Source organism: Agrococcus sp. KRD186 (genome assembly GCF_017168255.1).
In the GTDB taxonomy this organism is placed as follows: domain Bacteria; phylum Actinomycetota; class Actinomycetes; order Actinomycetales; family Microbacteriaceae; genus Agrococcus.
This window is the reverse complement of sequence record NZ_JABFAP010000001.1, coordinates 2477427-2502468: the sequence shown is the minus strand read 5'-3', so window position 1 is coordinate 2502468 and position 25042 is coordinate 2477427. Positions and strand designations below refer to the sequence as shown.

The window sequence follows — 25042 nt, the reverse complement described above, 5'->3', positions numbered from 1 at the left end:
TCAGTAGATGTCGGAGCGGTGGCCCAACCCGATGGCGACGACGACGAGCGTGCTGTCTCTGATCTCGACGATCACCCGGTAGTCACCGACGCGATAGCGCCAGTAGCCCGCGAGTGCAGCGGTGAGAGCCTTGCCGCGCTGCCGCGGATCCTCGAGCTTGCAGACGTCGTCGAGGTAGCGCTTGATCCGAAGGAGAGCGGTTCGATCGAGTTTGCGCGCCGCCTTGTCGAATGCCGCGGACGTCTCGAGATGCCAGCGGCTCACACGCCGAGCTCGTCCCACAGCTCGCTTGCGGATCGCGACTGCTTGCCAGCCGCCTCGTAGTCGCGAACCACCTCGTCGGCCCAGTAGCGCTCCTCGAGCTCGTCGAGATGTGCCTGGATCGCTTCCCGCACGTAGAACGTCTTCGACCGGCCCGTCCGAGACGCGAGCGCATCGAGTCGGGATTCTTCCTCTGGCGTCAACCGAACGGAGAGCGGCATACAGGACCTCCTTGCGATACACGTATCCTACCACCGGCGGCCAACTGGGCCAGGGGTCTTCGCGTCCCGTTGCGCAGGGGCATTAGCCTCGAGCCATGCCAGAACTTCGCCGCGACGGCGTGCTGATCGTCGGATCGATCAACATCGACGTCACCGCCTACTCCAGCCGACTGCCGCAGCCCGGCGAGACCTTCACGGGCGACGCCTTCGCGCTCGGCCTCGGCGGCAAGGGCGCCAACCAGGCGGTGGCCGTGGCGAAGGCGGGCGCCGCGGCGCACATGGTCGGATGCGTCGGCGACGACCAGTTCGGATCGCTCGTGACGTCGAGCCTCGGTGCGCACGGGGTGCGGCTCGAGCACGTGCGCACCATCGCGGGCGACGGCGCCGATGGCGACGCCGCCCACACCAGCAGCGCCCACACCGGCATCGCGCACATCCGCGTCGCCGGGGGCGAGAACGACATCGTGATCGTGGCCGGTGCCAACGCCGCGCTCGACGAGGCGCAGTTGGACGAGGCCTTCGCTGCGCTCAGCGGCGAGGTCGCCGTCATGCTCACGCAGCTCGAGACGCCGCTGCCGATCACGTTCGCCGCGGTGCGGCGCGCGCACGAGGCCGGCATCACCGTGATCCTCGACCCGGCACCGGCGCGCGAGCTGCCGGAGGAGATCTGGCCGCTGGTCGACATCATCAAGCCGAACGAGACCGAGGCGGCGCTGCTGACCGGCATCGCGGTCGACTCCCCCGCGAGCGCCGCTCAGGCCGGTCGCTGGTTCCTGGAGCGCGGCGCGGGTGCGGCGATCATCACGATGGCGGGGGCCGGCAGCGTGCTGGTCACCGCCGATGGTGTCGGCGAGCACGCGCCCATCCGCGTCCACGTCACCGACACGACGGCCGCCGGAGACGCCTTCGCGGGGCACCTGGCCGCATCCATCGCCGCAGGCCTCGGGCTCGACGAGGCGATCGAGCGCGCCGGAGCGGCGGGCGCCGTCACCGTCACGCGCCGCGGCGCCTCCGGCAGCATCGCCACGGCGGCAGAGGTGGACGAGCTGCTGGCCCGCTAGACGCGGAGGCGCTCCCACGGTGCGGGGATCGGGAAGTACGCCTCGAGGAACGCGGTGACCGCGGCGTTGCGCTCCTGGGTGTCGAGCTCGGGCCGGCTGCCGTCGTTGAGGCAGAACATGTCCTGATCGCGCTTGCGCAGCAGCCGGTCCATCGCCGGCAGCGAGGCGCGCAGCGTGGTCTCGATGTACTGCACCTTCACCGCCCTCTGCTGCACCGCCCGACCGGTCATCAGCGCGTAGTAGTGGTAGAGCGAGTTCGTCACCGAGATGTCGGTCGCCGAGCGGAAGCGGGAGGCCGCGGTGCGGCGGAAGTCCTTCGGGAACGCCGCCTCCATCTCGGCCATCACGCTGCGCCGCAGCGGGGCAGCGCAGTGCTCGAGGTGGCGGGTGGTGACGGCGCCGAAGCGCTCGCGCAGCAGGCTGCGGTTGAAGCGCGCCGCGTTGTCGTGGCCGGAGCGCTGCGGGTCGGTCTCGCCGAGGCCGATGCGGGTGGTCGCCTCGACGAACTTCGTCACGCCGCCGGGCGAGAAGAAGAGGTCGGGCTCGAGCTGGCGGCCGAAGAACATGTCGTCGTTCGAGTAGAGGAAGTGCTCGCTGAGCCCCTCGATGTGGTGCAGCTGCGCCTCGACCGCGTGCGAGTTGTGGGTCGGCAGCACCGAGGGGTCGCTGAACATCTGCTCGGCGCGCACGATCGTCACCTTCGGGTGCGCCGCCAGCCAGGCGGGCGCGGGCGAGTCGGTGGCGATGAAGATGCGGCGCACCCACGGCGCGTACATGTGCACCGAGCGCAGGGCGTACTTCAGCTCGTCGATCTGGCGGAAGCGCGCCTCCGAGTCGTCGCCCTCCCCCACCACATAGCCCTGCATCTGCTGCGCCCGCTCGCGCTGGAACTCCGTGCTGGAGCCGTCCACCCAGGAGAAGACCATGTCGATCTCGAAGGTGACGTCGCTGGCGAGCGGCTCCCACATGTGCTGGATGGTCTGCCACTCGCGGCCGTAGCGGTGCACCGTCTCGCCGACCGCCTCGCGGCGCGGCATGGTCGCCCGCATCACCGCGTTCGGCAGCGGCGCCGCGAGCGTCTCCTCGCCGAAGCGCCACAGTTCGAGCTGCACGGCCGTGTCGGGCCCGTACCGCAGCCGGCCGGCGGGCTCGACGCGCGGCCAGTAGACGCGCATGGCGCTGACCTTCTTGTGCCCGGCGAGCCGGCCGTCGGCGAGCAGCGCGGGCCGGCGCCCGGCGAACTGCTGCGGCGCGACCGCCTCGGCGTAGAAGGGCTCCTCGGCGAAGGCGGTCGCGAGGGCCGCGGCGAGCTCCTTGCGGCGCGTGCGGTCGACCGCGATGATCGGCCGCCCCGCGTCGTCGCGCACCAGCAGGCACGGGATCTCGGCCGCGTCGAGGGCGGCGCCCAGGGCCAGCAGATCCTCCACCATCGACTCGCGCGGGGTCATGTGACCGTTGGTGAGCGCATAGCGGCCCTTGCGCAGCACCACGTCGGGGCGGTCGAAGCGCGTGAAGCGGTCGCCGGTCGCGACCAGCACCGGCTCGACCTCGTTCGCGACCCGGATGCCCGAGGGCTCCTCGCGCGGCGGCGAGAATGCGCTGTGCTGCCCGTCGATGCCGCGCTCTCGAAGGTCGCTCACGGCTCGATCGGCTCCTGTCTGCGGGGTGCTGGGTCTTCGGCTCATGCTAACCCTCGTGGGCTGGGACGGGACGGGTCCGTCTGCCCGCGCGGCCAGCGCATCCGCCGTTCGGACCGTGTACACGCCGCGTTCATGCCGCGTTCGCGCGCGGGTGCTGGGCTAGCGTGCGGGCAGTGCCCGACGCTGTGCATGCGTCATACCGCGCACACCCCGAGAGATCGGATGGACGAACCGTGACGAGCCGCTCGGCCGAGCACCCCCGGCCGGATCACTTCCTCCTCCACATCTCGGACACCCACCTGCTCGCCGGCGGCGGCCGGCTCTACGATCGCGTGCCGAGCGAGGCGCACCTGCGCCGGCTGTTCGCCGAGTTCGAGACCTCGGGCGCCAGGCCCGACGCGATCGTCTTCACCGGCGACCTCGCCGACAAGGGCGAGCCCGACGCCTACCGGCGGCTGCGCGCGATCGTCGACCCGATCGCGGCGGAGCTCTGCGCCCGCGTGGTGTGGGTGATGGGCAACCACGACGAGCGCCGCGCCTTCCGCGCCGGCCTGCTCGACGAGCCCGCCTCCGACGAGCCGGTCGACGCGGTGCTCGACCTCGACGGCCTGCGCATCATCACGCTCGACTCCAGCGTGCCCGGCCACCACCACGGCGAGGTCTCCGCGCAGCAGCACGACTGGCTGCGTGCGGTGCTGGCGACGCCGGCCCCGCATGGCACGATCCTGGCGATGCACCACCCGCCGGTGCCGAGCGTGCTCGACCTCGCCGTCAGCGTCGAGCTGCGCGACCAGGCGAGCCTCGCCGACGTGCTCGCCGGCAGCGACGTGCGCGCCATCCTGGCCGGGCATCTGCACTACTCGTCGACCGCGACCTTCGCGGGCATCCCTGTCTCGGTCGCCTCCGCCACCTGCTACACGCAGGACCTCAACGTGCCGGTCGGCGGCACCCGCGGCCGCGACGGCGCCCGCGCGTTCAACCTCGTGCACGTCTACCCCTCGACCGTGCTGCACTCGGTGGTGCCGCTGGGCGAGTCGATGCCGCTCGACTGGATCGACGCCGAGGAGTCGGCGCGCCGGCTCGCGTCGGCGGGCGTGCGCATCCCGGAGCGCGCTCGCGCGCGGCTCGTTCCCGTGTGAGCGGAGCGCGGGCGCAGCCGTGTCCGGTCTCGCGACGGTCGCGGCGCGACCCGCTCGACCCGCCGCGGCTCAGACCAGGCGCGCCTCGATCGTGACCTCGGTGCCGACCTCGACGTTCACGTCGGCGACCCGGATGCCCGGCGGCAGCTCGGAGGCGAGGTCGATGCGGCGGCCCTCGTAACGCGCAACCTTGCCGCGCACGGCGCTCAGCATCGCGGCGACCAGCGGGTTGCCGCTCTCGATCTCGATGCCGGAGAGCGTCAGCCCCATCCGGTCATCGATCTCGGCGTTCGCACCGCCCGTCACGTGCGCGCCCAGCAGCCCCTTGCGCACCTTCGCGTCGAAGGTGACGCGCAGGCTCTGCGGGCCGGACTCCTCGAGATCGAGATCGAAGCGCGAGACCGTGATGCCGCGCTCGAACAGCGCCGACTCGGCGAGCCCCAGCACGGCCTTGCCCAGCTGGTCCTTCGGCACCGCGACGCGCGCGCTGCCGTGCAGCGGGTGCTCGGTGTCGGGCGGCGAGAGCTCGACCGCCAGTTCGCGGTTGTCGGTCTCGATCCAGCGGAAGGGCACGTCCATCAGGTGCGCGTCCAGCCGCACCGTGGCGCCCGAGACCTGCATCGGGTCGGCCTTCACGCGCAGCTCGCGCAGCACCCCGTCCTCGCTCGAGACGGGCGCGCCCTGCGGCTCGAGCCGCGCGCGGTCGCGATCGTGCTCGCCGGCCAGCTGGAAGTCGGTGAGGTCGAGATGCAGGTGCTTGACGTCGGGACCGTCGAGCTCTGCGTCGATGATCGAGGTGCAGGCCACGCCAGCCGGCTCCGCCGCCACCACGAGGGTGCGGATGCGCTTCTCCAGCTGTGATCCGGAGGTCGGCCTGGGTGCGTGCCCGAGGAGGATGCTTTCAGCCACGCCGTGAGCCTACGCCGGATCGGCGCGGAGTCCACTTCCGGCCCGGCGACACGCGGCTGCAGTTGGCCCGGCTGCGCGGCTCAGGCCTCGTCGAGTGCGCGCCGCATGCCCCGCTCGGCCGCGCGCAGCAGCCGCTCGTGCTGGGCCGCCAGCTGATGGTGCAGCAGCGGGCTCGCGAGCCGCAGCAGCCGAGCCCGCGCCTCCGCCTCCTGCGCGAACACCACCCGGGTGCCGTCCCGGGCGGCGATGATGCGCCACGCGCACCAGCCCTCCAGATCGCCGCGGAGCAGCCCCCGCAGCTCGTCCTGCGCCGTGACCGACTCGGTGAGGGTGAAGCGGATGCGGTACCCGGCCGGGGCGCGCACCTCCAGCTCGGCCGCGCGGCGGCTCGGCGTCGAGCGGTCGCCCAGCACGCGCACGCCCGGCCACCACGCGCCGTAGCCGGGGACGTCCTCGAGCAGCGCGAGCACCGCATCCGGTCGTGCCTGCACCACCCACTCGTGACCGAATCGGTAGTGCGTGCGCATCAGGCCATTCTGCTCTGGCGGAGGGCGCGTCGCGCGCGTAGCCTCGCCGTCAGGCAGTCACCCGCGAGCAGAGGAGCCGGCATGAGCCTCGTCGTCCACTTCGAGATCCACGCGAGCGAGCCGCAGCGGCTGATCGACTTCTACTCCGGGCTGTTCGGCTGGACGTTCACGCAGGTCTCGGGCATGGACCACTGGACCATCGAGACCGGCGAGGGCTCGGTGCAGCTGGACACGCCGGGCTGGGGCATCAACGGCGGCCTCACGAAGCGCGAGGGGCCGGCGCCCGAGCCAGGCTCGCCCGTCACCGGCGCCAACCTGGTGATCGGCACCGACGTCGTCGACGAGCTCTTCGCGAAGGGGCTCGAGCTGGGCGCGACGTCGCAGATGGACCTCGAGGACGTGCCCGGCGTCGGCAGGCTCGGTTACCTGCACGACCCGGACGGCAACCTGCTCGGCCTCATCAGCCCCGACATGGGCGAGGTGCAGCAGGGGGCGACCGAGGCGGTCGATCCGATGCGGGTCACGCCCGAGCCGTAGGCGCGGCCGACGCCGTCGCGGCCGGCACGGTCGCGGTCCGTGCCGTCTCGCGACGGTGCAGCGCGCAGCCCCCGTCGGCGACCGATGGAGCGCGGTCAGCCCACTCCGCGCAGGGGGTGCCGGGCCGGCAACTGGCCGCGCAGCGGTGAGACCGTTGAGCCGCTACGCGCCGACGGCCGCGCGGAACTCGCGCACGAGCATGTCGAGATCGGCCTCGTCGATCACGATCGGCGGCGCCAGCCGCACGGTCTGCCCGTGCGTGTCCTTCGCGAGGATCCCGGCCTCGAGCAGCCGCAGGCAGACGTCGCGGGCGGTGCCGACCGCCGGATCGATGTCGATGCCGGCCCACAGCCCGACCCCGCGCACCGCGGTGACCCCGTTGCCGATCAGCTCGCGCAGGCCCTCGTGGAGGCGCGCGCCCAGCTCGCGGGCGCGCGCCTGCATCTCACCCTCGTCGAGCATCCGCACGACCTCGTGCCCGACCGCTGCCGCGAGCGGGTTGCCGCCGAAGGTCGAGCCGTGCGAGCCGGGCGTCAGCACGCCCAGCACGTCGCTGTTCGCGACCACGGCCGAGACCGGCACGACGCCGCCGCCGAGCGCCTTGCCCAGCAGGTACATGTCGGGCACGACGCCGTCGTTGTCGCACTGGAAGGTGGCGCCGGTGCGGCCGAGGCCCGACTGGATCTCGTCGGCGATGAACAGTACGTGCTCGCGCGTGGTCAGCTCGCGCACCGCCTGCAGGTAGCCGGCCGGCGGCACGTTGATGCCCGCCTCGCCCTGGATCGGCTCGAGCAGCACGGCCGCCGTGTTCGGCGTGATCGCGGCCTCGAGCGCTGCCACGTCGCCGAACGGCACCCGCACGAAACCGGGGGTGAACGGCGCGTAGCCCTCACGGGCATCCGGGTCGTCCGAGAACGACACGATGGTGGTGGTGCGGCCGTGGAAGTTGCCCTCCATCACGATGATCTCCGCCTGCCCGGCGGGCACGCCCTTCACCTGGTAGGCCCAGCGGCGGGCGACCTTGATGCCCGACTCGACCGCCTCGGCGCCGGTGTTCATCGGCAGCACCATGTCCTTCTTCGCCAGGCGGGCGAGCGCCTCGACGAAGGGGCCGAGCGCCGCCGAGTGGAACGCGCGGCTGGTGAGCGTGACGCGGTCGAGCTGCGCGTGCGCGGCGGCCAGCAGGCGCGGGTTGCCGTGCCCGAAGTTCATCGACGAGTAGGCGGCGAGGCAATCGAGGTAGCGGCGGCCGTCGACGTCGGTGACCCAGGCGCCCTCGGCTGTCTCGACGACCACCGGCAGCGGGTGGTAGTTGTGGGCGGCGTGCGCCTCGACCTGGTCGATCGCGGCGGCCGTGGTGGGGCTGACCGCCTGCCCGGCCACCGCATCCGTCGCCACGGTGGTCTCGTGCTCCGTCGCGACGGTGGTCTCGTGCTGTGTCGTCATGGTCGCCTCCGCGGTCGTGGTGGTCACTGTGTCAGTCATCGGCGCAGCTCGAGCGTGCAGCACTTGATGCCGCCGCCGCCGAGCAGCAGCTCCGACAGGTCGAGGCCGATGGTCTCGTAGCCGCGCGAGCGCAGCTGGCGCTCGAAGCCGGTGGCGCGCTGGGCGATGACCATGGTGCGGCCGTCGCCGAAGGAGTTCAGGCCCAGGACGGATGCGTCGGCCTCGTCCACGAGGATGGCGTCGGGGTAGCGGCGCTCGAGCTCCGCGCGGCTGGCGTCGTCGAACGCGGCCGGCAGGTAGGCGATGCTGTCGCCGTCGAGGATCGCCATCGCGGTGTCGAGGTGGTAGAACCGCGGGTCGACCAGGCGCAGGCTGACGACCTCGCGGTCGAAGATGCCGCGCAGCTCGTCGTGCGAGTCGAGGCTGGTGCGGAAGCCGTGGCCGGCCAGGATGGCGCCGGCCGAGAGCAGCATGTCGCCCTCGCCCTCGTTGACGTGCTCGGGCTCGTGCACCTCGAAGCCGTTGGCGCCGAACCACTCCATGTAGGCCGGACCCTCCGGGATGCGCTCGGCGTAGGTGAACTTCGCGCCGTACGCCTTGCCGTCGAGCGTGAAGCCGCCGTTGGCCGCGTAGACCATGTCATCGAGGCCGTCGATCGGGTCGATCAGCTCGACGTCGTAACCGAGTTGCGTGTAGGCGTCATGCAGCGTCTGCCACTGCGCGACCGCGACGTCGGTGCGGGTGGGCTTGGTGGGATCCATCCAGACGTTGATCGTGGAGGTGACGGTGAAGTGCTCGGGCCGGCACATCAGCACGGTCTTGTGCACGGGGGTGCGGTTCGGATCGGTCGCGGCGCTCGTCATGGTCTCAGTGTGGGCCGTGGGGGCTGTGGGGGCCATGGTCGCTGTGTAGTCCGTGGTCGCTGGGTGGGCCGTGGTCTCTGTGTAGTCCGTGGTCGCTGGGCGCGCGGCGGTCGTCTCTTGCTGCATGCTTCGATGGTCGCAACGAATCGACGCAATCGGTGGTGTGCGCGCGCAGGTTTGTTGCAAATCGCTGAGTATCGCCGTAGATTCGTGCAGATGGACCGCATCGACCACGGCATCATCGATCAGCTGCGACTCAACGCCCGCGCGGGCTACGCCGACATCGGCGCCGAGGTGGGCCTGTCTGCCTCCGCCGTGAAGCGGCGCATCGACCGGCTGATCGCCGACGGCGTCATCCGCGGCTTCACCGTGCAGATCGACCCGAAGGTCGAGGGGCTCGCGACCGAGGCCTACGTCGAGCTCTTCTGCCGCGGCACCGTCTCCCCCGCCGACCTCAAGCGCATGCTCTCCGGCGTGCCGGAGGTGATCGAGGCGAGCACCGTCACCGGCACCGCCGACGCGATCGTGATGATGCGCGCGCGCGACGTGATCGCCTTCGAGGAGGCACTCGAGAAGGTGCGTGCCGCCGCCTCGGTCGACCACACCACCTCGGCGATCCTGCTCTCGAAGCTCATCAGCCGCCACGCGGGCTGAGCCGCAGCACTACGTCGCAGCGCGCTGCTTGCGCCGCACGTAGAGCTGCTTGCGCACGATCGCGACCGTCTCGCCGGCCGTGTCGCGCCGCGCGCTCGTGGCACGCGTGCGGTCGCGGATGCGTCGCGTCGCGCACCGCGCTCGCGGCACGCGTGCGGTCGCGCGGCCTACGCTTGCCGCATGGGCGTCATCACCGTGTCGGCGATCTGCTTCGAGCGCGAGGACGGCGCGGTGCTGACGGTGCGCAAGCGCGGCACCGATCGCTGGATGCTGCCGGGCGGGAAGCCCGAGGGCGGCGAGAGCGCGGCGGAGTGCGCCGTGCGCGAGGTGCAGGAGGAGCTGGGCGTCGAGATCGCGCTCGGCCGCATCGAGTCGATGGGCGAGTTCGAGACGCTGGCGGCCAACGAGGCCGGCTTCGCGCTGCGGGCGAGCGTGTTCCGCACCCGGGACGCGATCGAGCCGGAGCCGCGGGCGGAGATCGAGGCGGTGCGCTGGATCGACCCGGCGATCGGCATCGACGACGCGGCGGAGGCGCCGCTGAACCGCGAGCTGGTGTTCCCGCTGCTGCTGGCGGAGCGCGCGGTGGAGCACTAGCGGCAGATATGCGAAGGGGGTCCGACCATCATGGTCGGACCCACCTTGCAAAGTAGGACAGCACCGAAATGCCGTGCATCACCTCGTCCATGTAGCGAGGCTCCCTCTGCATCCGATCACCGAAGCGCTCGGACCCTGTCAAAGCCCGATTTCCCCTTGCGGGGCCCCAGCCGGGCTGCGCCCAACGCTATGCCCGGACCCTAGGAACCGTCGATGGGGAGAACTCCCCATCTGCTGAGAACGCTTGTCCCCCAGGTGCTGCCGTAGCCTGCGCCCGCGGTGACGGTCGGGCTCAGCTCGTGTGGCGGGGCGAGCGCCAGGCGAGCATCCAGTCGCCGGCGATCTCGGTCGCGAGCGCCGGCGTCAGGTTGAGCAGGCCGTTGCGGGCAGCCACGAGCAGCGGGCTGCGCATGCGTGTGTTCGTGCGCGCCATGCGCTCGGCGATGGTCATGAAGCGCTGCGTGCGCTCGACGCGCTCGCGGTCGTACGCGACGAGCGCCTGCTCGAGCGAGTGGTCCTCGAGCGGGATGCCCTCCAGAAGGTAGCCCAGCGTCGCCGCGTCCTCGAAGGCGCTGTTGCCGCCCTGGCCGAGGGTGGGCAGCATCGCGTGCGCGGCGTCGCCGACCAGCACGACGCCGGGGCGGTGGTAGCTGCGCAGCCGGGTGGCGAGCGAGAACAGGTCGCGCCGGATGATGCCCGCCTGCGGCGTCGCCGCGATGTGGTCGCGCACCTCCGGCGTCCAGTCGTCGAACTGCCGCTGGGCGGCGGCGATCTCGTCGTCGGCGTGCCCGCCCATGCGTGCCAGCGCCATCCCCCACCAGTAGACGCGGCCGCCGTCGATGGGCTCCATGCCGAACTCGGCGCCGCGGCCGAGGTACATACGCGGGCCGGCGGGCGAGTCGGCCTCAGCCTGCACCACGCCGAACCAGGTGGTGGCGCCGGAGTAGTCGGTGCGCGCCTTCGGCCAGAGCGCCTTCCGCACGGCCGAGTCGATGCCGTCGGCGCCCACGATCAGGTCTGCCTCGAGGGTCTCGAAGCGCGCGTCCTCCACGGCGCGCACCTGATCCCTGGAGGCGCGGCGCTCGGCCCTGCGGTCGATCGGGTCGTCGCCCGGCTCGAGGAAGCGGTGGATGCGGCGGCCCAGCTTGGTGCCGCGCGCGCGGTCCTTGCGGCGCTCGCGCTCGCTGCGGGCGTCGGTCGAGTCGGGATCGGCCGCGCCGTGCTCGATCGTGACGGACGCGCGGGCGCTGCCGGACGCATCCGTCGCCGAGACCACGCGCATGCCCGTCTCCACCTCGCGGTCGCCGCGCAGGATCTCGTGCAGCGTGCCGCGGTGGATGGCGTGCACGGCGCTGGAGCCGGCGTGGAAATCCTGCTGCAGGGGCGAGCCCTGGTCGGTGTAGATGCCCTCGGGCAGCGAGCGCACGGCGCGCTCGCGCACCTCGTCGCCGACGCCCAGCTCGTCGAGGGCGGCGAGGCCGTTCTCGGTGATGGAGATGCCGGCGCCGAGCGGGCGCACCTGCGGGGCCGCCTCGAGCACGCGCACCTGCCAGCCGGCGGCCTCGAGGCCGCGGGCGGCGGAGAGCCCGCCGAGTCCTGCACCGACGATGATGGCGGTCTGCGTCATGCCCTCGAGGCTAACGCGCGCTGGAGCTTTTTTGCCGAGGTCCTTGCGGACCTCGGCCGCGACGCCACCGCCGTGCGCCGTCTCGGCGCACGGGCGCCGTTCACTCCGCTTCGGGTGCGTCGGCCTCGCCGGCGCGCTGGGAGACGCGCCGATCCCACACCAGCCACTTGTCGTCGATGGCCCGCTCGATGTCGACCCCGGTGGCCTCGGCCAGCGCGAGCAGCATGCCCACCGCATCCGCGAGCTCGAGCGCGTAGCGACGGTCGATCTCCTCGGGGCTGTGGCCCTTGTCGCGCTGCCTGCCGGTCTTGGCGAGGTAGGCCTGCACGAGCTCGCCGACCTCCTCCTGCAGCTTGAGCACCAGCCAGTCGGTGCTGCGCTCGAAGCCGTAGATCTCGGCGTAGCGGCGCGAGATCGCGTCGATCTGCTGGGCGGTGGCGCGCATCTCCATGCGGCCAATGGTCGCACGCAGGCTAGATTCTTGAATCATGGAAGATGCCTTCGACGACCTGCTCACCCGCAACCGCGAATTCGCCGACACCTTCGCCCTGCAGGGCTTCGACGGCGTCGCCAAGTCGGGGGTCGCCATGGTGACCTGCATGGATTCGCGCCTCGACCCGCTCGGCATGGTCGGGCTGGTGCCCGGCGACGCCAAGATCCTGCGCAACCCCGGCGGCCGGGCGACCGAGCGCACGCTCGTCGCGCTCGTGCTGAGCGTGCACCTGCTGAACGTCGACCGTGTGCTGATCGTGCAGCACACGCGTTGCGCGATGGCCTCGAAGTCGGAGCGCGAGCTGCTCGCCGAGATCAGCGAATCGGCGGGCACCGACGCCGCGTGGCTCGACCTGGGCGCGATCGAGCACCAGGAGCTCGCCATCATCGAGGACGTCCACCGCGTGCGCTCGCACCCGCTGATCGGCGACCGCGCGCGCGTCGGCGGCTTCCTCTATGACGTCGATTCGGGCCGCTTGCGGCAGGTGGCCTGACCGGGACGCCAGCGCAGAGGGCGGACCACCGGGACATGCCCGCGGCACCGCACCCGAGCATCCGCTCTGCCTATGGCGCCGCATCGACCTCCAACGGCAGGATGGGGCCATGACGAACCCGTTCGAGCAGGTGCCCCTTGCCGACCTCCGGCAGCGCACGAGCATCAAGTGGCGCTTCTTCGAGCCCGACGTGCTGCCGATGTGGGTCGCCGAGATGGATGTGCTGCCCGCCGAGGCGATCACCAGGGCGGTGACGGATGCGATGGGTCGCGGCGACACGGGGTACCCGTTCGGCACGGGGTACGCCGAGGCGTTCGCGCGCTTCGCGCACGACCGGTGGGGTGCGACCGTCGACGTGCCGCGCACGGCGCTGGTGAGCGACGTGATGATGGGCGTGTTCGAGCTGATCCGGATGCTCACGCCGCCGAGCGGCCGGGTGATCGTGACCAGCCCCGTCTATCCGCCCTTCCACGCCTACTCGGTGCACGCGGAGCGCCAGGTTGTCGAGGCGCCGCTGGGCGCCGACCTGCGGCTCGACCTCGCGGCGATCGAGGAGGCACTCGCCGCCTCGGCGGAGGCGGGCGCGGTGCTGCTCATCTGCAATCCGCACAACCCCACCGGCACCGTGCACACGCGCGCCGAGCTCGAGGCGCTCGCGCAGCTCGCTGCCCGGCACAACGTGTGCGTGATCAGCGACGAGGTGCACGCGCCGCTGCTGTTCGACGCCGAGTTCACGCCCTACTGGAGCGTCGACCCGCGCGGCTTCTCGATCACGAGCGCCTCGAAGGCCTGGAACCTCGCCGGCCTGCGCACCGCCCTCATCGTCGGGGGCGCCGAGACCGGCGCCGATCTGGGATCGATGGCGGAGGTCGTCAGCCACGGGCCGGCGCATCTCGCCACCATCGCGCACGTCGCCGCCTTCGACGAGGGCCGCGACTGGCTCGACGACGTGCTGGGCGGGCTGCGCGAGAACCGCGCGCTGCTGCAGCGGCTGCTGGCCGAGCACGCGCCCGCGATCGCCTGGCGACCGGGCGAGGCGACCTTCCTCGCCTGGCTCGACTGCAGGGGCACGCGCGTCGCCGATCCGCACTCGCGCGCCGACGCCGGCTACGTCGGGCTGTCGGCCGGCCCGACGAAGGCCTTCCTCGAGCGGGCCCGCGTCGGGCTCAACGCCGGCGAGGCCTTCGGCACCGGCGGCGAGAACCACGTGCGCCTCAACCTCGGCACCCGCCCCGACGTCATCGAGGAGGCAGTGAAGCGGATGGGTGCGATCGCCTAGATCCGCACCCTGCGGTCGGTCGCTGCCGACTCGTACGCCGCGTAGATCGCCTGCATCGAGGTGTAGGCCAGTTCGAAGTCGGCCTGCGGCGTGCCGCCGTGCACCACGCAGTCGATGAAGTCCTGCATCTCGCCGATGTAGCCGCGCGCCAGCAGCTCGTCGAGCAGCACGTACTGCCAGCCGCCCTTGTTGTCGATCTTCTCGGTGACGTACACGTCATCGAGCGAGGATGCGTCACCGTGGTAGAGCCGCAGGCCGTCGCTCTGGCTGATCTGGCACAGGTGCACGCTGTCGTTGGTGAACACCTGCAGCGAGTTGCGCACGCCGCCGACGATGGTGTCGGTGGCGGTGACGACGCCGCGGGTGCCGTCGTCGAAGGCGAGGATGACGTTTGCGACGTCCTCGACATCGACCGGCCGGGCGTGCAGGAAGCGGCGCTGCTCGTCGGAGAGTGTCGGCGTGATCGCCGTGGTGTCGGCGTGATCGCCGTGGTGTCGGCGACCACCGACTCGATGGCGACGGTGCGGCCGGCTGCCTTGGCCTCGACCTGCTTGAGGTAGAGCATGGCCGACAGCGGGTGGCAGCCCTGGCGGATGAGCGCGCCGCCGCCGGAGTCCTTCCAGCGGCGGGAGTACTCGGCGTGCGAGCCGTTGTGCGACTCCTCGCCGATCATCATGGTGATCCGCGAACCCGACTTCTCCAGGATCTCGCGGCTCTTCTGCACCGACGGCGCGTAGATGTAGTTCTCGGCGTAGCCGAACACCAGACCGCTGTCGGCGACGACCTCGCGCAGGCGGTCCATCTCGGCGATCACCGAGTCGTACATCTGCTTGCGGTCCACGTCGTCGGCACCGCCCTCGGGCACATCGAAGAAGCCGGTGAGCGGCTTCTCGCAGATCACGTGCTTGCCGGCCGCGATCACCTTGGCGACCATGTCGACGTGCAGCGACGGCGGCGTGCAGATGTCGACGACGTCCACCTCGTCGTCCTGCAGGAGCTGCTCGAGGTCGTCGTACACCGTCGCGATGCCGTGCCGCTGCGCGAACGCGTCGCGACGCGTCGGGGGTGCGGCGACGGCGACGATCCGCACGTCGTGGCCCGCCACCCGCTTGAACGCCTCCGCATGGAGATCGGCGACGAACCCCGCTCCGACAAGTCCGATTCCGACCTTCTGCATGGCTCGTTGCCCCTTCTGGAAGTGATGAGCTGCGTGATCCTGCCGAACGCGCGGCTCAGCGAGCGGCGCGACCCCGGGGCGCTGCGGCTCAGGCGCCGGCGAGCAGGTCGATCATGCGCTCCTCGAAGCCGGGCTCGACCTCCATCACCACGCGGTGCCGGGCTCCCGGCTGCTCGGGCCACTGACCCCACGCGCCCTCGAGCGTCGTGACGGTGCGCCCGCGGGCCTCGCCGTCGGAGCAGTTCACGTGCACGTCGACCAGCGGCGAGAGCGTGGTCTTCACCAAGCCGGTCGCGACCGCGAGCGCCAGCGCATCGTGGTTGCCGGAGGCGCGCTCGCCCGAGAAGCTCTCGTAGTAGGCGAGGTAGTAGTCGAGGATGCGGTCGCTGAAGCGGCCGATCGCGCCGCCCGCGGCGAGCCTCGCGCGGTGCTCGTCGGTGATGAGCGAGGTCATCGTCACGTCGAGCCCCACCATCGTCAGCTCCCAGGGCGCGTCGAAGACCACCTGCGCGGCCTCCGGATCGTGCCAGATGTTCGCCTCGGCGGTCTCGCTGACGTTGCCAGGCGCGAGCGCGGCGCCACCCATGATCGTGACCTGGCGGATGCGCTCCGGCAGCGTCGGGTCGGCGTCCAGTGCCGCCGCGAGGTTCGTGAGCGGTCCGACCGCCACGATCTCGAGCGCACCGGCGTGCTCGTGGCTGAGCCGCAGCATCATCTCGACCGCGCTCTCGGACGCGACCGTCGGCACGTGGGCCGTGTCAGCGCATCCGCCCAGCCCGTCAGCGCCGTGCACCTGGGGCGAGAAGACCGCCGGCTGCCCGTTGCGGGGGCCCGCGGCGCCGATCGCGATGGGCACGTCGCCGTGGCCGGCCAGGTGCAGCACCTCGGAGGTGTTGCGCGCGCCCTGCTCGACGTCGACGTTGCCCCACACGATGGTGCAGCCGACGAGGTCGATCGCGTTCGAGAGGGCGGCGGTGAAGAGGGCGAGGGCGTCGTCGATGCCGGTGTCGACGTCGAGGAGCACGGTGGTGGCGGCAGGCACGGTGGTCACGCATCGAGCCTAGGGCGGGCGCGCCTCCTCCGCCGACCGCGAGCGCGGGCGACACTGAGGGCATGCTCGGCGATCCCGACGTGCCCCAGCGCGATGGCGCGCGGCTGCGGGCCGCGTGGGCGGACGCGCTCGGCACCGCGCCGTCCGCGCTCGAGGGCACCGGGATCACGCGCGTGGAACGGGCCGACCTCGACGCCGTGATCGTGCTCGAGCTGGGTGCCGCGACCGTGGTCGCCGCCCCGCCGAGCGCGAAGGCGCCGCTCGCCGCGCTGCCCGCGTGGGCGCTGCGCGACGCCGACGCGATCGCCGCAGCGCTGCCCGGCTCGCGCGCTATCGGCACGGCGCACCTGCTCTTCGCCGGCGCGCGGCCCGCCCACCCGCAGCACCGGGTGGTCGAGGCCGTCTCGCTCGACATCGCCTCGGTCGGCGCTGCGGTGCCGGAGGACGAGTGGGACGAGGCGGGCGTGCAGGCGATGGAGCGGCGCTGGGCGGTGCGCGACGAGCGCGACGACACGGCGGCGGCGGTCGCCGGCTACCAGCACTGGCACGGCACGATCGCCCACCTCGGGGTCGCGACCGCGCCCGCCCAGCGGGGGCGCGGCTACGGTCGCTCAGCCGCGACGCGGGCGGTGTGCGCGGCGATCGACGCCGGTCTGGTGGCGCAGTGGCGATGCCGCGTGGGCAACGAGGCGTCGCTGCGGCTCGCCGAGCGGCTCGGCTTCACGCGGCTGGGGACGCAGACGGCGGTGGCGCTCGGCTGACGAGGAGCGCTGCGGCTCGACCCGCGACCCCGGGCTGACGTGGAGCGCTGCCGCTCGACCCGCGACCCTCAGCTGACGCAGAGGCAGAAGGGGTGGCCCGCCGGATCGAGGAAGACCCAGAACGTCTCCCCCGGCTGCTGCTCGTGCTTCGTCGCACCCAGCTCGAGCGTGGCAGCCTCCGCCTCGTCGAGGTCGTCGACGATGACGTCGAGGTGCATCTGCTGCGGATGCTCCTGCGTCGGCCACACCGGCGGCCGGTAGTCGTCGACCTGCTGGAAGCAGATGACCTGGCCGTAGTCGGCGCGGATCTCCATCCAGGTGTCCTGCTCGTCCGAGCCGGTGGAGACCGGCCAGTCGAGCAGCGTGCCGTAGAAGCGCGCGAGCGCGGGGGCATCCGGGCAGTCGATGACGAGCGATGGGTAGCGTGCGATGGCCATGCCGGGACGCTACGCCGCCCCGCCGACATCCGCCAGGGGCGAGCGTCGGGTCTCGATGGCGCTCGGCTTCACCAGGCAGAACGGGTGGCCGGCCGGGTGCGGCACCCGCCGCATCCGGAATCTCAACGTGTCAGGTGCGGGTTCGGCGCATATATCGCGGCGTGTGCGCACCTGGCACGTTGAGATCAGGAGCCGGGTGTCAGAAGGCCCCGATGAGCGGGAAGATCGGCAGCGCCTCGGGGTGGTGCGCGTGCACGATGACGAGGAAGACGACCGCGTCGAACAGCAGGTGCACGGTGACGACGTAGAGGAGGCTCTTGGTCCAGGAGAAGATGGCGCCCTGCACGAGCGCGAACGGGATCGTCAGCAGCGGGCCCCACGACTGGTAGCCGAGCTCCCACAGGAACGACACGAAGATGCCCGCCTGCAGGATGTTGGCCAGCCAGGGGCGGAAGTGGCGCAGCAGCAGCGTGTAGACGGTGCAGATGAAGAACAGCTCGTCCCACAGCCCCACCGCGTTCACGCCCATGAACAGCCGCGCGATCATGTCCCAGTCCTCCACCGCCGGCCAGTTGCGGTAGACGCCGGAGGTGAGGAAGTAGAACGGCAGGATCAGGTAGGCGGCGAGCACCACGATGGCGATGTACGTCCACATGCGCTTCGACCAGCGGCCGCCCTTCCAGGGGAAGCGGATCGCGCGGTCCTTGGAGCCCCAGCGGGTGATCGCGTACGGAATGAGCACCGCGCCGCCGAGGGCGATCGCGAAGCGGGCGATGCCGGCGTTCGAGATGTCGGCGCGCAGCGAGATGAACGAGATCCAGGTGAGCGCGATCGCGATCAGCGCGAGGTCCTGGCCGAGCTTGCGGGAGGCGCCCGCGCGGTCGGTGAGGATGCCGCCGATGACGCCGGCGACGAGCGGCAGGTAGCCCCAGTCGGTCAGCACCCAGAACAGCAGGATGGCGCCGAGCGTGACGAGCGCGGCCGGCACGATGGCGATGGGGCGGGTGGAGGTGCCCTCGGCTGCGATCGTCACGAGACCAGCCTACGGAGGCACACCCCGTCATCCGCTGGGATGATCCGCATCCGACCCCGGATGCAAAGGCGGCCGGATCGCTCGATCGGCGGCGCCGCACCTGCTCCGATGGACCCATGCAGACCAACAGACTCGACGCCCACCAGCTCACGCACACCTACGGCCAGGGCGACTCGGCGGCGCCGGCGCTCGCCGACCTCTCGCTGACGATCGGCTCGAACGGGCCGGAGGCGGTCGCCATCATGGGCCCCTCGGGCTCGGGCAAGTCGACCCTCCTCCACGTGCTCGCCGGCATGATCGCCCCCGACGCGGGCCGCGTCGTCTGGCGCGGCAGCGACCTCGCCACCATGCGCGACAGCCGGCGCACCAAGCTGCGGCGCAGCGACTTCGGCTTCGTCTTCCAGTCGGGCCAGCTGCTGCCCGAGCTGCCCGCGATCGAGAACGTGGCGCTGCCGCTGATGCTCGGCGGCGGGCTGCGCTCGGGCGCGGAGGCGGCCGCTGGAGCGCTGCTGCACCGGCTGGGCCTGGGAGGCATGCTGCACCGGCGCCCCGGTGAGCTCTCGGGTGGCCAGGCGCAGCGCGTCGCGATCGCCCGCGCACTGGTCGGCAGCCCCGGCATCGTCTTCGCCGACGAGCCCACCGGCGCCCTCGACCGCTCGACCGGCCAGGCGGTGATGGCGCTGCTGATCGGTGCGACCCTCGGCCACGGGGCCTCGCTCGTGGTCGTCACGCACGACGCTGAGGTGGCTGCCGCCTGCTCGCGCGTGATCCGCCTCGAGGACGGCCGCGTCGTCAGCGACGGACCGGCCGACGGTGGGGCGGATGCGTTCGCTCACGCGGGCGCACAGGGTGCGGGTGCGCAGCACGCGCACGCCGCGCCGGCTGCGCAGCCCGCGCTCGTCGACCAGCCGACGCTCGTCGGCCAGACGGCGCTGATCGAGCAGGAGCCTGTGCGCTGGGGCGCGCAGGCGCCGGCGCATCCGGCGCCGTACGGGGCGCCCGAGCCGCGGGGGAACGCGGCCACGCCGTACCCCGAGCCGTCGTACGCGGCGCCGCACAGCGCATCCGTGCCGGTCGCACCGCAGAGCGCACCCGTGCCCGTGGCACCGCAGAGCGCTCCTGTGCAGCACGTCACCTCGTACGGCGCGGCGCGCGGCGAGCAGCAGGTCGAGAATCCCATGCGGCAGTGGATCGGGCAGAGCGCGGGCGTGCCCGTGGCGAACCCGGCGCACGGTGGCGTCAACGGCTTCGGGGGTGCGCGATGACCGCCGTCCGGCTCTGGGCGCGGCTGCTGCGCGCCACCGGCCCGCGCGCGACGGACGTGCTGAGCGCTGTCGCCTTCGCCTTCGCTACGGCTGCGCTGCTGGCGGTGCTCGGCGGGGTGAACGCGTTCCGCGTGCGGCTCGAGACCGGCGCCGTCGACCCCGCCGACGGCGCCCTGGTGCTGACCCTCTCATTCGTCGCCGCTGCACTGCTGCTGCCGGCCGTCTGGACCCTCGCGCAAGCGGCGGTCCGGCTGGCGCTCGCGCGCCGGGATGACCGGCTCGCCGCCCTGCGCCTCGTCGGAGCCACGCGCAGCCAAGTGAGCATGATGGCCGTGCTCGATGCGGTCGCGCAGGCGCTCGTGGGCGTCGTCGTCGGTGCCATGCTCGCGCTCGCCGTCACGCCCGGCATCGCGCGCATCGAGTTCCAGGGGCTGCCGTTCACGGTCGCCGAGCTGCTGCCGCCCGTCTGGGTGTGGCTCGCCGCCGGCGGCGCGGTCGTGGGCATCGCGCTCGTCGCGGCCCTCGCCTCGCTGCGGCGCGTGCATGTGACGCCGCTCGGCGTTGCGCAGCGGGTGGGCGGCAAGCGGCTCTCGCTCTGGCGCATCGCCGGCTTCCTGCTCGTCGTCGCCGGCTACATCGCGCTCGTCGTCGTCGATGTGGTGCCGGTGGAGCTGACGGTCGTGATCGTGATGATCTCGGTGCTCGTGCTGTCCTACGCGCTCATCGGACCGCTCGTGATCCAGGGCGTCGCGTGGCTCTTCGCCAAGGGCGCCCGGCGCCCCGAGACGCTGCTCGCCGCCCGCCGCGTGATCGACGACCCGCGCGGGGCGTTCAACATCGTCGGAGCCATGTCGATCGCGGTGATGGCCGGCGGTGCGGCCTCGCTCGCGCCCGCCACGGCAGCGCCCGGCGACCCGTTCGCCGTCGACATCGCCACCGGCGCCACGCTGACCATCGCGATCGCCGGCGTGCTCGGCGCGGTGCTCGCCGGTATCGCGCAGTCGGCCAAGGTGCTCGACCAGCGCCGCGAGCATCAGGCGATGCACAAGCTGGGCGTCGACCTGCCGGTCATGCAGGGCGCGATCATGCGCCAGGTAGCGCTGCCGCTGCTGGTCGGCGTGGGTGGCGCGGCAGGCATGGCGCTGCTGCTGATCCTGCCCACCTTCGCGCTGTGGATGGGCAACGCCAGCTCGGTGCTCATCTGGGCGCTCATGGCGGTGGGCGCCGTGGTGGTCACGCTCGCCGCGACGGCGTGCGCGCTGCCGCTCGTGCGACGGGTGGCGACGGAGGCGGTGCCCGCCTGAGGCGGTTCTCGCCTGAGGCGGTGCCGGCCTGAGAAGGTTCGCGGACCCTTTCGAGATCGTCGGTCCCGTTCTGCGGGGTCCTGCGATCTCGGAGGGGTCCGCGGCAGTCGCGGCTGCGGCCGACGGGCCAGCGCGGCGGGTCAGCGCGCGAGCGGCGGCGGGTCAGCGCGCGAGCGGCGGCGGGTCAGCGCGCGAGCGGCGGCCGGTCAGCGCGCGGGCAGCAGCGGCAGCACGTCCTCGGCGAACTGCTCCAGGAAGCGGCGCTGGTCGTTGCCGGGGCCGTGGAACACCAGATGGGTGAACCCGAGCTCTGCGTAGTGGCCGATCGCGCCCGCGACGGCCGACGCATCCGCCCCCACGATCCAGCGCTTCGCCACCTGCTCGATCGGCAGCTCGTCGGCGAGGCGCTGCATCTCGATCGGGTCGTGCACCGCGTGCTTCTGCTCCTGCGAGAGCGAGAGGGCCGCCCAGAAGCGGGTGTTCTCGAGCGCCCGGTCGGCGTCGCGGTCGTAGGAGACCTTGATCTCGATCATGCGGTCGACCTCGCCCGAGTCGCGGCCGGACTTCTCGAGCCCCTCCTCGAGGTTCGCGACGATCGTGTCGCGGTAGTACTCGTCGCCCTTGCCGGAGGTGCAGATGTGGCCGGCGGCCGAGCGCGCGGCGTAACGCGTCGTGGCGGGGCCGCCGCCGGCGACGTAGATGGGGATGGGCGTCTCGGGCCGGTCGTAGATGGTGGCGCCGAAGGTCGAGTAGAAGTCGCCCTCGAACTCGACGCGATCCTCGCGCCAGAGCCGGTCGATGAGGCGCACGGCCTCGCGCAGACGGGCGAAGCGCTCCTTCAGCTCCGGCCACTCGACGCCGATGATCTGCTCGTTGAGCGCCTCGCCGGTGCCGACGCCCAGAATGAGGCGCCCCGGGTGCACCTGCCCGAGCGTCGCGAACTGCTGCGCCACGACCGCCGGCTCGTAGCGCAGCGTGGGCGTGAGCACCGAGGTGCCGAGCGTGATGGTCTTGGTGCGCTCGAGCGCCATGCCGAGCCAGGCGACCGCGTTGGGCGCGTGCCCCTCGTCATGCCGCCAGGGCTGCAGGTGGTCGCTGATGAACGCGCTGTCGAGGCCCACCTGCTCGGCGAGCTGCACGAGCTCGAGCAGCTCGCTCGGCGAGAACTGCTCGGCGCTGGCCTTGTATCCGTACCGCATGCTGCTCAGTCAAGCAGTACCCGGGCTCGGGGATCGACCCCTGTCAGGAAGCGGGGACCTCCACCAGCCGGAACCACTCACCGGCGGGCTGCAGTCGCGCCCATATCGGCATGAAGTGGGGATCCGTGACGTGCCCGTCGAATTCAACCTCGTCGACGCCTCGCTCCGCGTAGACGTCGAGCGTGCGTCGGATGCAGGCCTCGACGAGCCGTTCGCCGCCTTCCTGATCGATCCGAACGGTCTCAGCCGTCACGACGGGCGGACTCGAATCCTGGTAACCCATCGCCATCGCCAAGATCCGGCCGTCGGCGTCGAGCGCGACCGACGTCGCCTGCGGGTCGAGCTCATCCCAGAGATCTTCGTTGAGCGCGCTCTCGAAACCCGGTCCGACGGGACTCCAAGCGGCATGCACCCACTCATACGTCTCGGCGTTCGCTGCCTCGATCGTCGCCCGCGTCAACCCGCCAGCCGACACGACGGAGTCGAGCGCGCGAAGCCTCGTTCGACTGCTCGTCGCAATCCGGGCCGGCGGTACCACCTGGATCGTGTGTGCGCCCAGACCATCAGCAAACGCCATCTCATCCGAATCGAAGAATCCGCGGGCCATGAACGGCAGCTCGGCAGGGCGCAGCGTCGAGAGATGTGCGAGCATCGCTCGACCATGCCCCTGCCGTCGCCGGTCGGGCTCAACGATGATGCGCACCCAGTACCGGTCTCCGTGCACTCGTGATGTCCAGATCATCCCCGCAGCGATCACGCGCCCTGCATCGCTGGCGACTGCAGACCGGGTGTGATCGTCGCGCCATCGGTCTGCACGGAACCCGCCGTCGACCAACCAGCTCGCTGCGCGATCGAGGTCTTCTGGTCGCAGTTCCCGAAATGCCACCCGCCGATCCTCCCAGACCGCGATCGGCGCCCCTGCCCTACAGCGGCAGCGCCAGCATCTCCCGGTCGGGCGTGCCGAAGCGGGGCGCCGTGATCGAGACCGACTGCTCGCGCACGAACGGCAGCAGCTCGAGCCGCCCCTCGGCGGTCACCGGCCCGTCGTAGACCGCCACGGTCGCGTTCCCGGCCAGCGCCGGCCGCAGCCCCGCGTCGGTGCCGATGAGGCGGATGCGTCGCAGCGGCTCGGTCGTGCGCACCAGCCGGATGACCTACCTGCCAAGTGGACCGAAGCGATCAAGCAAATCTTCCTCGTGATGACGCGAGATTCTGCCCGCCACCACTGCGAAGTGCATGGCTTCATCAAGCAAAGGGGGGCGGCGCCCCGAGCCCAGTGCGGGACGGCGACCCAACGCTGCAGCATCGGGCGGGACTTCCTCGTGGAGCCGGGTCGCCGCACTGACGATAACCACCGAACACCTATCGGTAAAACCCTATAACTGCTAGAATAACGGCACTAGGACGGGAGCTCCATGGCAATCGCATCACCCGCGCTGCGTCGAGCGCAGCGGACCATCGGGGAGCATCTGCGTGACCAGCGGAAGCTACTCGGGCTGACTGCGGCGATGGTCGCCGAGCGCGCCAGCATCAGCGTGACCACGCTCCGAAACATCGAGCACGGAGACAACGTGCGCCTCGACGCTTTCCTGAACGTGCTGCGCGTGCTCGGCATGCTCGATGCAACCGTCGAGGCGACCGACCCGCTGCATACCGATCTCGGACGTATCCGTTCACTCGACAGCCTGCCCAAGCGAGTGAGGCCCCGCCGTGCATGAGCGTGTCGTCATCCGCACCACCATCGGGCGCGAGGAAGTCACCGCTGGCGCGCTGTTCATCAATCGCGACAACGGCACCTTCCGCTATGACGAGTCGTACCTGGCTCGCCCGGGAGCGTTCGCGCTTGCGCCCGCCCTGCCGCTGGTGGCTGGCCCGCTGTCTCACGCTGGCACCGGGCCCTTCAGCGACAGCGCTCCCGACCGCTGGGGGCGCAAGATCCTGGAGCGCGCCGCGAAGCGCACGAAGCTGCGCGAGCACGAGTACCTGCTCGGCGTCGCTGACCACGGCAGGCAAGGTGCGACGAGGTTCTTCGACTCCGACGGCGACGAGCCCCTCGCACCACGCCGAGACGGAGTGCCGACCGAACTCGATCTGCCCGACCTCATCACGACCGCCGACCAAGTGAACGAGGGGCGCCGCGACATCGCAGAGCAGCAACTGCGGCGGCTCTGCGATGCCAGCGGCAGCCTGGGCGGCGCACGTCCCAAGGCGAGCGTGACGAGCCAGCAGGGCCTGTGGTTGGCGAAATTCCCGAAGAACGACGACGACTGGGACGTGCCGGGCTGGGAGGGCGCGACACTCGTCCTCCAGCGAGCGCTGGGCATCGAGGTGCCTCAGCACAAGATGGTGCGCATCGCCGACAAGACCGGGCGCGTGCGCAACGTCCTCCTGCTGAGCCGGTTCGACCGCAACGGCGAGACTCGCATCCCCTACATGTCCGCCATGACCGCGTTGGAGGCCGCAGACGGCGACGGCGGCGACTGGCTCGACCTGGCCGAGTTCGCGCAGATCAACGGTGCAGACCCGACTGAGCTGTGGCGGCGATCTGCGCTCGGATCCCTGATCGGCAACGCCGACGACCACCTCCGCAATCACGGCTTCCTGCGATCCGGCGCCCACTGGTCCCTCTCGCCCGCCTTCGACGTCAACCCGACGCCGCTCGAAGAGGAGCAGTCGTTCCAGCTCAGCATGTTCGGCGAGAGCAACCGCCGCCCAGACGGGATGCTCGAGCGGGACGTGCTCGCGCTCTTCGGCGTCGCAGAGCCCGAGGCCCGGTCATGGTTCAAGCGGGCAGAGGAAGTGCTCGCAAGCGCGATGTCCGTCGCCTCGAAGCATGTCCAGGACGAAGTCAGCCAGGACGTCATGCGAGATCGGTTCGAGGATGCGATGACGCAGGCGCGCGCGCTGGCGCCCGATCCGACGTCGCTCACGCGGCGCAGCGACACTGCGCAACCGCGGGTGCCCTCCGGCCCCAACGGCGGACAGTTCGGTCGCAGGTCAGCTCCGCCGCCCGCTGACCGGCTGTAGCGCGACCGCCTCCCTGAGCACGGTTGCTCCAGCGAAGCGGCTTT

29 protein-coding genes and 1 pseudogene are annotated in these 25042 nt (G+C 71.6%); 13 read left to right on the top strand and 17 right to left on the bottom strand.

Going from position 1 to position 25042, the window contains the following annotated elements; translation table 11 throughout:
* Both J1M46_RS12290 and relB read right to left on the bottom strand, forming a co-directional pair.
* The gene (locus J1M46_RS12290) at positions 1-264 is read right to left on the bottom strand and encodes a type II toxin-antitoxin system RelE/ParE family toxin (RefSeq protein ID WP_206448061.1); all 264 of its coding nucleotides are present in this window, start codon (positions 262-264) and stop codon (positions 1-3) included.
* Complete coding sequence (gene relB, locus J1M46_RS12285; protein WP_206448060.1) at positions 261-482, bottom strand: type II toxin-antitoxin system RelB family antitoxin; 222 nt, start codon at positions 480-482, stop codon at positions 261-263. The genes J1M46_RS12290 and relB overlap by 4 nt, the downstream gene beginning before the upstream one ends.
* 95 nt (positions 483-577) lie before the next feature.
* Here relB and J1M46_RS12280 point away from each other — a divergent pair, with 95 nt between their 5' ends.
* Positions 578-1543 (top strand): ribokinase, encoded by a 966-nt coding sequence (locus J1M46_RS12280; RefSeq protein WP_206448059.1) that lies wholly within the window; start codon positions 578-580, stop codon positions 1541-1543.
* On the opposite strand, the gene J1M46_RS12275 is transcribed toward J1M46_RS12280, so the two are convergent.
* On the bottom strand, positions 1540-3183 hold the full coding sequence (locus J1M46_RS12275; protein WP_342384374.1) for a stealth family protein: 1644 nt from the start codon (positions 3181-3183) through the stop codon (positions 1540-1542). The genes J1M46_RS12280 and J1M46_RS12275 overlap by 4 nt on opposite strands.
* A 233-nt stretch (positions 3184-3416) precedes the next feature.
* Between J1M46_RS12275 and J1M46_RS12270 the strand changes: the two genes are divergently transcribed.
* Complete coding sequence (locus J1M46_RS12270; protein WP_206448057.1) at positions 3417-4322, top strand: metallophosphoesterase; 906 nt, start codon at positions 3417-3419, stop codon at positions 4320-4322.
* Positions 4323-4391: 69 nt separating this feature from the next.
* On the opposite strand, the gene J1M46_RS12265 is transcribed toward J1M46_RS12270, so the two are convergent.
* Together J1M46_RS12265 and J1M46_RS12260 are read right to left on the bottom strand one after the other, a co-directional pair.
* On the bottom strand, positions 4392-5231 hold the full coding sequence (locus J1M46_RS12265) for a hypothetical protein (protein WP_206448056.1): 840 nt from the start codon (positions 5229-5231) through the stop codon (positions 4392-4394).
* Between the two features lie 80 nt (positions 5232-5311).
* Positions 5312-5758: an SRPBCC family protein gene (locus J1M46_RS12260; RefSeq protein WP_206448055.1), complete on the bottom strand. Its 447-nt coding sequence runs from the start codon at positions 5756-5758 to the stop codon at positions 5312-5314.
* 81 nt (positions 5759-5839) lie between these two features.
* Between J1M46_RS12260 and J1M46_RS12255 the strand changes: the two genes are divergently transcribed.
* Entirely contained in the window at positions 5840-6295 is a 456-nt protein-coding gene (locus J1M46_RS12255; protein ID WP_206448054.1) for a VOC family protein, read from the top strand.
* A 162-nt stretch (positions 6296-6457) separates the two neighbouring features.
* On the opposite strand, the gene rocD is transcribed toward J1M46_RS12255, so the two are convergent.
* On the bottom strand, positions 6458-7780 hold the full coding sequence (gene rocD, locus J1M46_RS12250; RefSeq protein ID WP_241249114.1) for an ornithine--oxo-acid transaminase: 1323 nt from the start codon (positions 7778-7780) through the stop codon (positions 6458-6460).
* Complete coding sequence (ddaH, locus tag J1M46_RS12245; RefSeq protein ID WP_206448053.1) at positions 7777-8604, bottom strand: dimethylargininase; 828 nt, start codon at positions 8602-8604, stop codon at positions 7777-7779. The genes rocD and ddaH overlap by 4 nt, the downstream gene beginning before the upstream one ends.
* A gap of 216 nt (positions 8605-8820) precedes the next feature.
* Between ddaH and J1M46_RS12240 the strand changes: the two genes are divergently transcribed.
* Together J1M46_RS12240 and J1M46_RS12235 are read left to right on the top strand one after the other, a co-directional pair.
* Positions 8821-9258, top strand: coding sequence for an Lrp/AsnC family transcriptional regulator (locus J1M46_RS12240; protein ID WP_092917344.1), 438 nt, complete (start codon positions 8821-8823; stop codon positions 9256-9258).
* A 180-nt stretch (positions 9259-9438) separates the two neighbouring features.
* The gene (locus J1M46_RS12235; RefSeq protein ID WP_206448052.1) at positions 9439-9852 is read left to right on the top strand and encodes an NUDIX hydrolase; all 414 of its coding nucleotides are present in this window, start codon (positions 9439-9441) and stop codon (positions 9850-9852) included.
* A gap of 292 nt (positions 9853-10144) precedes the next feature.
* On the opposite strand, the gene J1M46_RS12230 is transcribed toward J1M46_RS12235, so the two are convergent.
* The gene (locus J1M46_RS12230) at positions 10145-11479 is read right to left on the bottom strand and encodes an FAD-dependent monooxygenase (protein WP_206448051.1); all 1335 of its coding nucleotides are present in this window, start codon (positions 11477-11479) and stop codon (positions 10145-10147) included.
* Between the two features lie 100 nt (positions 11480-11579).
* Complete coding sequence (locus tag J1M46_RS12225; RefSeq protein ID WP_206448050.1) at positions 11580-11969, bottom strand: pyrophosphatase; 390 nt, start codon at positions 11967-11969, stop codon at positions 11580-11582.
* Between J1M46_RS12225 and J1M46_RS12220 the strand changes: the two genes are divergently transcribed.
* Together J1M46_RS12220 and J1M46_RS12215 are read left to right on the top strand one after the other, a co-directional pair.
* Complete coding sequence (locus J1M46_RS12220; RefSeq protein WP_206448049.1) at positions 11968-12465, top strand: beta-class carbonic anhydrase; 498 nt, start codon at positions 11968-11970, stop codon at positions 12463-12465. The two genes, J1M46_RS12225 and J1M46_RS12220, sit on opposite strands and share 2 nt — an antisense overlap.
* A gap of 109 nt (positions 12466-12574) precedes the next feature.
* A complete protein-coding gene (locus J1M46_RS12215; RefSeq protein WP_206448048.1) occupies positions 12575-13744 on the top strand; it encodes a MalY/PatB family protein in 1170 nt (389 codons plus the stop codon).
* Here J1M46_RS12215 and J1M46_RS15490 read toward each other — a convergent pair.
* Complete coding sequence (locus J1M46_RS15490; protein ID WP_241249113.1) at positions 13741-14067, bottom strand: Gfo/Idh/MocA family oxidoreductase; 327 nt, start codon at positions 14065-14067, stop codon at positions 13741-13743. The genes J1M46_RS12215 and J1M46_RS15490 overlap by 4 nt on opposite strands.
* 240 nt (positions 14068-14307) lie before the next feature.
* Between J1M46_RS15490 and J1M46_RS15485 the strand changes: the two genes are divergently transcribed.
* Positions 14308-14481, top strand: coding sequence for a hypothetical protein (locus J1M46_RS15485; RefSeq protein WP_241249112.1), 174 nt, complete (start codon positions 14308-14310; stop codon positions 14479-14481).
* A 152-nt stretch (positions 14482-14633) separates the two neighbouring features.
* On the opposite strand, the pseudogene J1M46_RS15940 reads toward J1M46_RS15485, so the two are convergent.
* Positions 14634-14921 (bottom strand): annotated as a pseudogene (locus tag J1M46_RS15940) (Gfo/Idh/MocA family protein); the annotation flags it as partial.
* Between the two features lie 88 nt (positions 14922-15009).
* On the bottom strand, positions 15010-15972 hold the full coding sequence (locus J1M46_RS12205; RefSeq protein ID WP_206448046.1) for a nucleoside hydrolase: 963 nt from the start codon (positions 15970-15972) through the stop codon (positions 15010-15012).
* A 62-nt stretch (positions 15973-16034) separates the two neighbouring features.
* On the opposite strand from J1M46_RS12205, the gene J1M46_RS12200 reads away from it, so the two are divergent.
* On the top strand, positions 16035-16733 hold the full coding sequence (locus tag J1M46_RS12200) for a GNAT family N-acetyltransferase (RefSeq protein WP_206448045.1): 699 nt from the start codon (positions 16035-16037) through the stop codon (positions 16731-16733).
* 68 nt (positions 16734-16801) lie between these two features.
* Here J1M46_RS12200 and J1M46_RS12195 read toward each other — a convergent pair whose 3' ends face one another.
* A complete protein-coding gene (locus J1M46_RS12195; protein WP_206448044.1) occupies positions 16802-17170 on the bottom strand; it encodes a VOC family protein in 369 nt (122 codons plus the stop codon).
* A 199-nt stretch (positions 17171-17369) separates the two neighbouring features.
* Positions 17370-18197: a CPBP family glutamic-type intramembrane protease gene (locus J1M46_RS12190; RefSeq protein ID WP_446698592.1), complete on the bottom strand. Its 828-nt coding sequence runs from the start codon at positions 18195-18197 to the stop codon at positions 17370-17372.
* Positions 18198-18319: 122 nt separating this feature from the next.
* Here J1M46_RS12190 and J1M46_RS15855 point away from each other — a divergent pair, with 122 nt between their 5' ends.
* Both J1M46_RS15855 and J1M46_RS12180 read left to right on the top strand, forming a co-directional pair.
* Complete coding sequence (locus J1M46_RS15855; RefSeq protein ID WP_206448042.1) at positions 18320-19468, top strand: ATP-binding cassette domain-containing protein; 1149 nt, start codon at positions 18320-18322, stop codon at positions 19466-19468.
* Positions 19465-20772: an FtsX-like permease family protein gene (locus J1M46_RS12180; RefSeq protein WP_206448041.1), complete on the top strand. Its 1308-nt coding sequence runs from the start codon at positions 19465-19467 to the stop codon at positions 20770-20772. Before J1M46_RS15855 ends, J1M46_RS12180 begins: the two co-directional genes overlap by 4 nt.
* A 206-nt stretch (positions 20773-20978) precedes the next feature.
* On the opposite strand, the gene fgd is transcribed toward J1M46_RS12180, so the two are convergent.
* The 3 genes from fgd to J1M46_RS12165 are packed head-to-tail and all read right to left on the bottom strand — an operon-like array spanning position 20979 to position 23113.
* Positions 20979-21971, bottom strand: a complete 993-nt coding sequence (gene fgd / locus J1M46_RS12175) for a glucose-6-phosphate dehydrogenase (coenzyme-F420) (RefSeq protein ID WP_241249111.1) — start codon at positions 21969-21971, stop codon at positions 20979-20981.
* Positions 21972-22014: 43 nt separating this feature from the next.
* Positions 22015-22857 (bottom strand): GNAT family N-acetyltransferase, encoded by an 843-nt coding sequence (locus J1M46_RS12170; protein ID WP_206448040.1) that lies wholly within the window; start codon positions 22855-22857, stop codon positions 22015-22017.
* A gap of 37 nt (positions 22858-22894) precedes the next feature.
* On the bottom strand, positions 22895-23113 hold the full coding sequence (locus J1M46_RS12165) for a hypothetical protein (RefSeq protein WP_206448039.1): 219 nt from the start codon (positions 23111-23113) through the stop codon (positions 22895-22897).
* 273 nt (positions 23114-23386) lie between these two features.
* Between J1M46_RS12165 and J1M46_RS12160 the strand changes: the two genes are divergently transcribed.
* Both J1M46_RS12160 and J1M46_RS15850 read left to right on the top strand, forming a co-directional pair.
* Positions 23387-23689: a helix-turn-helix domain-containing protein gene (locus J1M46_RS12160; RefSeq protein WP_206448038.1), complete on the top strand. Its 303-nt coding sequence runs from the start codon at positions 23387-23389 to the stop codon at positions 23687-23689.
* Positions 23682-24998, top strand: coding sequence for a HipA domain-containing protein (locus J1M46_RS15850; protein ID WP_206448037.1), 1317 nt, complete (start codon positions 23682-23684; stop codon positions 24996-24998). Before J1M46_RS12160 ends, J1M46_RS15850 begins: the two co-directional genes overlap by 8 nt.
* Positions 24999-25042: the final 44 nt, after the last annotated feature.

Bases quoted from the DNA above. Each gene is read 5' to 3' on its own strand.
- J1M46_RS15485 (WP_241249112.1), top strand. From the start codon at position 14,308: ATGGCCGACAGCGGGTGGCAGCCCTGGCGGATGAGCGCGCCGCCGCCG.
- J1M46_RS12180 (WP_206448041.1), top strand. From the start codon at position 19,465: ATGACCGCCGTCCGGCTCTGGGCGCGGCTGCTGCGCGCCACCGGCCCG.
- J1M46_RS12215 (WP_206448048.1), top strand. From the start codon at position 12,575: ATGACGAACCCGTTCGAGCAGGTGCCCCTTGCCGACCTCCGGCAGCGC.
- J1M46_RS12225 (WP_206448050.1), bottom strand. From the start codon at position 11,969: ATGATTCAAGAATCTAGCCTGCGTGCGACCATTGGCCGCATGGAGATG.
- rocD (WP_241249114.1), bottom strand. From the start codon at position 7,780: ATGACTGACACAGTGACCACCACGACCGCGGAGGCGACCATGACGACA.
- J1M46_RS12160 (WP_206448038.1), top strand. From the start codon at position 23,387: ATGGCAATCGCATCACCCGCGCTGCGTCGAGCGCAGCGGACCATCGGG.
- J1M46_RS12240 (WP_092917344.1), top strand. From the start codon at position 8,821: ATGGACCGCATCGACCACGGCATCATCGATCAGCTGCGACTCAACGCC.
- J1M46_RS12235 (WP_206448052.1), top strand. From the start codon at position 9,439: ATGGGCGTCATCACCGTGTCGGCGATCTGCTTCGAGCGCGAGGACGGC.
- J1M46_RS12230 (WP_206448051.1), bottom strand. From the start codon at position 11,479: ATGACGCAGACCGCCATCATCGTCGGTGCAGGACTCGGCGGGCTCTCC.
- J1M46_RS12260 (WP_206448055.1), bottom strand. From the start codon at position 5,758: ATGCGCACGCACTACCGATTCGGTCACGAGTGGGTGGTGCAGGCACGA.
- J1M46_RS12220 (WP_206448049.1), top strand. From the start codon at position 11,968: ATGGAAGATGCCTTCGACGACCTGCTCACCCGCAACCGCGAATTCGCC.
- fgd (WP_241249111.1), bottom strand. From the start codon at position 21,971: ATGCGGTACGGATACAAGGCCAGCGCCGAGCAGTTCTCGCCGAGCGAG.
- J1M46_RS12255 (WP_206448054.1), top strand. From the start codon at position 5,840: ATGAGCCTCGTCGTCCACTTCGAGATCCACGCGAGCGAGCCGCAGCGG.
- J1M46_RS12280 (WP_206448059.1), top strand. From the start codon at position 578: ATGCCAGAACTTCGCCGCGACGGCGTGCTGATCGTCGGATCGATCAAC.
- ddaH (WP_206448053.1), bottom strand. From the start codon at position 8,604: ATGACGAGCGCCGCGACCGATCCGAACCGCACCCCCGTGCACAAGACC.
- relB (WP_206448060.1), bottom strand. From the start codon at position 482: ATGCCGCTCTCCGTTCGGTTGACGCCAGAGGAAGAATCCCGACTCGAT.
- J1M46_RS15855 (WP_206448042.1), top strand. From the start codon at position 18,320: ATGCAGACCAACAGACTCGACGCCCACCAGCTCACGCACACCTACGGC.
- J1M46_RS12195 (WP_206448044.1), bottom strand. From the start codon at position 17,170: ATGGCCATCGCACGCTACCCATCGCTCGTCATCGACTGCCCGGATGCC.
- J1M46_RS12200 (WP_206448045.1), top strand. From the start codon at position 16,035: ATGCTCGGCGATCCCGACGTGCCCCAGCGCGATGGCGCGCGGCTGCGG.